At 61.8% G+C, this 6,688-nt stretch carries 3 protein-coding genes and 1 pseudogene; 2 read left to right on the top strand and 2 right to left on the bottom strand.

Annotated elements, in window-relative coordinates:
• Both priA and hemE read right to left on the bottom strand, forming a co-directional pair.
• Nucleotides 1-1,477 (bottom strand): replication restart helicase PriA (priA, locus tag AB4Z11_RS18955; RefSeq protein ID WP_442026882.1); only part of this gene is annotated, 1,477 nt, incomplete at its 3' end.
• A 731-nt stretch (nt 1,478-2,208) separates the two neighbouring features.
• Nucleotides 2,209-3,285, bottom strand: a complete 1,077-nt coding sequence (gene hemE, locus AB4Z11_RS18950) for a uroporphyrinogen decarboxylase (protein ID WP_442026881.1) — start codon at nt 3,283-3,285, stop codon at nt 2,209-2,211.
• Between the two features lie 77 nt (nt 3,286-3,362).
• Here hemE and AB4Z11_RS18945 point away from each other — a divergent pair, with 77 nt between their 5' ends.
• Both AB4Z11_RS18945 and AB4Z11_RS18940 read left to right on the top strand, forming a co-directional pair.
• Entirely contained in the window at nt 3,363-5,288 is a 1,926-nt protein-coding gene (locus tag AB4Z11_RS18945) for a dipeptidyl-peptidase 5 (protein ID WP_442026880.1), read from the top strand.
• Nucleotides 5,288-6,688 (top strand): annotated as a pseudogene (locus AB4Z11_RS18940) (DEAD/DEAH box helicase); the annotation flags it as partial. The gene AB4Z11_RS18945 and the pseudogene AB4Z11_RS18940, both read left to right, overlap by 1 nt.

Raw genomic sequence — 6,688 nt, 5'->3', positions numbered from 1 at the left:
TCTTGAAGTCGTGTCCCTTGGCGACCATCTGCGTGCCGATCAGGATATCCACATCGCCGCGGTGCACGCTGTCGAAAGCTTCCTGCGCACTGCCTTTGCGGCGCGTGCTGTCGGCGTCGATGCGCAGAATGCGCGCTTCGGGGAACAGTGCCTGCAAACCTTCCTCCACGCGCTGCGTGCCGCGCCCCAGCGGCTGCAGGTCGACATTGCCGCAGGTCGGGCAATGACGCGGGATACGCATCTCCAGGCTGCAATGGTGGCAGCGCAGGCGGAACTCCGGCTTGTGCAGCACCATGAAGGAGGTGCAGCGCTTGCACTCACTCACCCAGCCGCAGGATTCGCAACAGATCACCGGCGAGTAGCCGCGCCGGTTCAGGAACAGCAATGATTGCTCGCCCTTGGCCATGCGCTGGCGGATGGCGTCAATCAGGTTGGCGCTGATGCCGTCGCGGCCGCGGTCGCGCGCCGTGTCGATCAGCTTCACGGTCGGCAGCACGGCCTGCTGCACGGCGCGCTCGCGCAATTCCAGCTTGCGATAGCGGCCTGCCAGCGCGTGGTGCCAGGTTTCCAGCGACGGCGTGGCCGAGCCCAGCACCACGGGAATCTTCAGCTGGTGCGCGCGCCACACGGCCAGGTCGCGCGCCGAGTAGCGCAAGCCTTCCTGCTGTTTATATGAAGGATCGTGTTCCTCGTCGATGACGATCAGCTTCAACTGCGGCAGCGAGGCGAGGATCGACAGCCGTGTGCCGAGAATAATGCGCGCCTTGCCTTCGTGCGCCGCCAGCCAATGCAGCATGCGCTCGCCTTCCGACAGGCTGCTGTGCAAGGTGGACAGCATCACGCCAGGAAAGCGTGCGCGGATATTGCCTTCCAGTTGAGGCGTGAGATTGATTTCCGGGACCAGGATCAGAATCTGCCCCTGCGGCTCGCGCGCCAGCACTTGTGCACAGGCTTGCAGATAGACTTCGGTCTTGCCGCTGCCCGTGACGCCGTAGAGCAGGAAGGGCGCAAAACCCTGCGCGCCACCGATCGCATCGGCGGCTTCCTGTTGAGCGGCATTCAGGACGGGCGCGGCGGCAGGCGTGCCATCGTGGGCGTCATCGAGCTTGGCCAGCTTCTTGATTGCGCGGTCCAAAGCCACCGTAGTCAGCACGCGCAGGTTCTTGGGCAGGCCCGGCAGGGCTACTTCGCCCAGCGGACGCTGGTAATACTCGGCAGCAAAACCCGCCAGCGCCAGCCATTGCGCCGACAGCGGCGCCAGCTGGGTGCGCACGGCCAGGGCGTCTTTCAGCTTCTCGGCGGGGACATCCGTCTCCTGTAGTACAGCGACAATAAGACCGACAACTTCACGGCGCCCAAATGGGACCATTGCCAATTGTCCTACAAACGGTACCTCCGATTGTTCGCAAATCCAGCGGTAATCGAACACTGCATTGAGCGGTGTATCGAGGGCGATTCTAAGAATACAGTGCGCCATCCGGGCCTTTGCTGATCGATTCTTTAACTATCCACAGATTCTGGGGATAACTTTGTGGAAAATGGAGTCTTGATTCCATGCAAGCGGTAACCATCAACTTGATATCCACTCAAACAGGCCCAAAAGCTGAAGATTTTTCCCTTTAAAAACAGTCACTTGGAAATGCCCTCCTAGGAGAGCAAAAAACCGCATATTTTTCCTCGTGCTGTGCATAAGTCCAGTATTTAGGGACCAGTTTTTCGGTGAAATCAAGCTTTTTCTGCGCCGCGAACGGTGGAAAACCCCTGCTCCGGCCGCCGGACATTGTACCTATGGGGAAACATTAACATTTGCGTTTCCGCAACAAACCATAACCACAGAAACTTACAAAAATATCATGCACCGCAACATGGTGCTCAGACAATTCCTACAAATTCCTACTAAGTGCCGGTTTACTAAGTATTTTTCGCTTTTTTCCACAGAATCTGGGGATAACTTTGTGGAGAATGACTCAACAATACAACTTCTCCCTATGGATAAGCCTTACACGCGCCTAAACGTTGACAAAAACGGCATCAAAATAGCCTTTAAAAATCAATCACTTAGATATATGCTCACAGCATGCTTGCAAGTGCTGCCTCATATTTCCGCAGCAGAAATTTTTGTGCATAAGTCAGTCCACACTAACCGGCGTCAACCATGAAAAAAGGCGCGCTCCCGAGGAAACGCGCCTCTTTTGAAGCCAAACTACATCAAGCCGCGCGCATTGCCCGGCTATGGCTATGGACCGTTTCCACCAGCACCGAGACGGATTCCGGCGGCGTGAACTGAGAAATGCCGTGGCCCAGGTTGAAGACGTGGCCGGTATTATGCTTGCCAAACGACTCCAGGGTGCGCACGGCTTCCGCGCGGATCTGGTCCGGGTTGGCGAACAGGACGGCCGGGTCGATATTGCCCTGCAAAGCCATCTTATGGCCCACCAGGGCGCGGATCTTGCCCAGATTGGCGGTCCAGTCCAGACCCATGGCATCGGCGCCGATAGCGGCGATTTCTTCGGCCCAGTGGCCACCGCCCTTGGTGAACACGATGGCGGGAATCTTCACGCCATCCACTTCACGTTTCAGCAGGGACACCACTTTTTGCATATAGCTCAGGCTGAACTGCTGGTAGGCGCCATCGGCCAGCRCACCGCCCCAGGAATCGAAAATCATCACCGCCTGGGCGCCGGCGTCGATCTGGGCGTTCAGATATTCGGCGACCGCGCGCGCGTTKGTGTCCAGGATGTGGTGCATCAGGTCCGGACGGCTGTACATCATCTTTTTGATGGTGTGGAACTCACGGGAGCCTTCGCCTTCGACCATATAGCAGGCCAGGGTCCACGGGCTGCCGGAGAAGCCGATCAGGGGCACGCGGCCATTCAGCTCGGTACGGATCTGGGTGACGGCCTTGAATACATAGTCCAGCGAGCCCGGCTCAGGCACACGCAGGGCTTTCACTTCTTCTTCCGTCTTCAGCGGACGCTCGAATTTCGGACCTTCGCCTTCCACGAAATGCAGGCCCAGACCCATGGCGTCCGGCACCGTCAGGATGTCGGAGAACAGAATGGCCGCATCCAGCGGGTAGCGGTCGATTGGCTGCATCGTCACTTCGGTCGCCAGGTCGGGATTGGTGGCCAGGCCCATGAAGGAACCGGCTTTCTGGCGCGTCGCCCGGTATTCAGGCAGATATCGCCCCGCCTGGCGCATCAGCCAGACCGGCGTGTAGTCGGTCGGTTGGCGCAGCAGCGCACGCAGGAAGGTGTCGTTCTGGAGCGGGGCAAATTGTGGCATGAAAGACAATCAAAAGCGGGAAGAAAAAAGCTATTATCGCATCCTTGCCCCGATTCTTGCCTTGACCCAGTCCAGCCATGACCAATCCGATTACCGCGCCGTTTGGCGCCTGGCCATCTCCGATCAGCGCCGACCTGGTTGCCGCTGGTGCAACACCGCTGTCTTCGATCGTCCTGAGTGGAAATGACATTTACTGGCTGGCCGGCCGCGCCGCGGAAGCGGGCCGCAATACGCTGATGCGCCGCCGCGGCAACGCGGTCGACGAGCAGACGCCGATGCCCTTCAATGTCCGCAGCCGCGTGCACGAATACGGCGGCGGCGCCTACACAGTCGCCGGCGAGTCGGTGTTCTTCTCGCATTTCGCGGATAACCGCCTGTACCGCAAGGATGGCGCGAACGCGCCGCAGCCGGTCACTGCCCTGGGACGCCAACGCTATGCCGATTTCGTGGTGGATGCCAAGCGCCAGCGCCTGGTCGCCGTGCGCGAACAGCATCCGGAAGACGAAGGCTCGCATGCGCAGCCGGTGAACACGATTTGCGCGGTGGGTTTCGACGGCGGCGAGAACGTGCTCGCCCTGGGCGATGATTTCTATTCTTCGCCGCGCCTGTCGCCGGACGGCCGCCAGTTGGCCTGGCTTAGCTGGGATCATCCGCGCATGCCGTGGCAGGGTACGGAACTGTGGCTGGCGGATGTGCATGCCGACGGTTCGCTGGGTGCGCCGCGCCGCGTGGCGGGCGGCGTGGATGAATCGATCTGCCAGCCGGAATGGTCGCCTGCGGGCGTGCTGCATTTTGTATCGGATCGCAGCGGCTGGTGGAATCTCTACCGTCTGGGCCCTTCCGGCGCCGAAGCACTGTATCCGATGGAAGCCGAATTCGGCTCGCCGCATTGGACCTTCGGCAATGCGATGTACGGCTTCACGCCCGCTGGTGAAATTGTCTGCACCTATATCGAAAAAGGCGTCAGCAAGCTGGCGCGCCTGCGCGATGGCGTGCTGACGCCGATCGCCGTGCCGTATCAGGAAATCCGGGAACTGAAAGTGGGCGACGGTTTCGCCGTGCTGCTGGCGGGAAGCCCGACCATCGCCGCCGAAATCGCGCGCATCGATCTGGCCAGCGGCGAGCTGCAAGTGCTGGAGCGCTCGATTGCCTCCCTGCCGGACGTGGGCTACCTGGCTATCCCCGACAGCATCAGCTACCCGAGCGCAAATGGCCGCACGGCGCATGCCTTCTTCTACCCGCCGCGTAATAAGGATGTGCAGGCGCCTGCGGGCAGCAAGCCGCCGGTGATCGTGATCAGCCACGGCGGCCCGACCGGCATGGCGGCCAGCACGCTGAAGCTGGCCACGCAATACTGGACCAGCCGCGGCTTCGGCGTGCTGGACGTGAATTACGGCGGCAGCACCGGTTTTGGCCGCGCATACCGTGACGCGCTGAAAGGCCAGTGGGGCATCGTCGATGTGGAGGATTGCATCGCCGGTGCGCGCCATCTCGTCGCCAGCGGCCTGACGGATGGCGAACGCCTGATCGTGCGCGGCGGCAGCGCAGGCGGCCTGACGACGCTGTGCGCGCTGACCTTCCACGATGTGTTCAAGGCGGGCGCCAGCTACTACGGCGTGTCCGACCTCAAGGGCCTGGATCAGGATTCGCACAAATTCGAATCGCACTACAACGAATACCTGATCGCGCCGCAGCCCGCCGCCGAAGCGCTGTATGCCCAGCGTTCGCCGATCAATCACACGCAGCGCCTGTCGCGCCCCATGATCTTCTTCCAGGGCCTGGATGACAAAGTCGTGCCGCCGCAGCAGTCCGAGATGATGGTGGATGCGCTGAAGCAGCGCGGGGTGCCGGTGGCGTATGTGCCGCTGGAAGGCGAAGGCCACGGTTTCCGCAAGGCGGAGAACATCGTGCGCACGCTGGAATCCGAACTGTATTTCTATCAGCGCATCTTCGGCCTGCCGGTGGCTGATGCCGCGCCGCCCGTGGTGATCGATAATTTCTGATGAGTGATGCGCTGCTGGCGGAGTTCGACGCGCTCGAACTCCCCGAGAAGATGATTCTCGCCTTGCTGGCCTTGATGGGCGATCCCGTCGGCCGCACGGCGATTCTCGATCAGCTGAATAAGGCTGGCGTCAACGATGTGAACGGCCAGCCATTCACGGTGACATCGCTGGATGATCCCCTGATCAAGCTGGAACGCCTGGCCTTCGCCAGCGTGGTGACGGCGCGCGGCTATGTCTGCAATACGAAGCTGCGCTGGCCTGCCATCCGCGCCGCCATCGGCGCGCATCTGCTGGACGATCTGTGCATCGCGCACGAGTCGCTCAACCCGATGCGCCAGAGCTGGAACGGCAATTACGAGCCGCGCAGCTACCGCCACGGCGTGGCGCGCCTGCGCATGGCGCTGCTGCGTGGACGTCCGCCGCAGGAAGTGATGCCGCTGCTGCAGGCCTGCATGGTGTGCTACGAGGCGGCGCAACTGCATCCGATTGTCGACATCTTCACGCGTCCGTTCGAGACAGGCATGCTGCTGCTGGTGCATCCGCTGCTGCAGGACGATGTGCTGATGCTGCTGCTCCAGCACACCCAGCGCGAACCGGCCCTGGCGCCGCTGGTGCGCGGTTATGCGGAGCGTCATTTCCAGCGCCGTATCGCGGGCGACCATATCGTCAGCCCGGCGCTGCGCCTGGCACTGGCCGAGCATGCGATTCTGTGCGGGCAGCTTGCCGATGCGGCGCGCTACCTGGAAGGCGTGGAAGGCGCGCTGGCGCAGTTCTTCTCCAGCGTGGTCACGCTGCTGCGCGGTGACGCAAACGCTGCAGGCGCGGCACTGGCCGGCTTTGAAGCAGCACTGAAGGCGATCCGCCGCGAATCCGGCAAACGCAAGCATCTGTTCCAGGGCATGGGCGGCCATCTCTACGTGGTGGCCTTGCTGCGCGCGGGCGAAGCCAAACACCTGAAGGCGGCAGAAAGTTATCTGGAGCTGGCCGTGCACGCCCAGCACAATCCGGACAGCGCGGTCTACCAGCAACTAAGCATGCTGCGCCAGATACGCGCCGGCACCATGCAGGCCGACATCGTACTGTCGCGCGGCTGGGAAACACCAATGCAGGCGCAAATGTTCCAGTCGCTGCTCTATTACTGGCTCGCGCTACCGCAGCTGAAGCAGCGCCGGGCCGAATTGCAGGATCTGGTGCAGAACGCGGAGTCGGCAGGCTTCATGCTCATCGCCGCACAGGCGCAAAGCCTGCTGGGCCACCTCGGCGATGAAGGTGCGATGGCCGCTGCCGCCGCGCTGCGGGAGAAGCTTGGGTTGCCGGATCTGGCGACCTGGTTCGAACGGCAGGAAGCCTGGCAACGCCAGCTGACTGCCCTGATCAATCTGCAGCAGGGCGTGCCGGAC

Source organism: Pseudoduganella sp. RAF53_2, assembly GCF_052113985.1.
Taxonomy (GTDB): domain Bacteria; phylum Pseudomonadota; class Gammaproteobacteria; order Burkholderiales; family Burkholderiaceae_D; genus Rugamonas.
Note: the sequence above shows the minus strand (reverse complement) of the source record. Positions and strands in the feature narration are given on the sequence as shown.

What these genes read in the sequence shown, in the direction of transcription:
- AB4Z11_RS18945 (WP_442026880.1), top strand. Translation starts at nt 3,363, where the DNA reads ATGACCAATCCGATTACCGCGCCGTTTGGCGCCTGGCCATCTCCGATC.